1 protein-coding gene is annotated in these 235 nt (G+C 45.1%); it reads right to left on the reverse strand.

Annotated features, from left to right (window positions below; translation table 11 throughout):
• A partial coding sequence (locus AB4512_RS24320) for a DUF4156 domain-containing protein (RefSeq protein ID WP_372176060.1) occupies window positions 1–235 on the reverse strand: 235 nt, incomplete at both ends.

A 235-nucleotide genomic window follows, 5' to 3' on the forward strand; every position in this document is an offset into this window, starting at 1 on the left:
GAAGTGGAAAAGTCTTGGGGAAGTGTAAATATCACGGTATCTGCACCTAGCTCAATCGTATTTGACTTGAGCTCATTCATCGCGCCCTGAATCAAGGTGTCATTTGGGTAAAACAGGTAACTATACCAATGGCCCTCGCTGCCAGTGACTTCCCCTTTATACTGACATTTATCGATATTAATCACGCCATGGTAATCCATTTGCACGTTGGCAGCTTCGCTATGAGGCGTTGATG

The organism is Vibrio sp. 10N.222.52.B7 (assembly GCF_041474275.1).
Lineage (GTDB): Bacteria > Pseudomonadota > Gammaproteobacteria > Enterobacterales > Vibrionaceae > Vibrio > Vibrio crassostreae_C.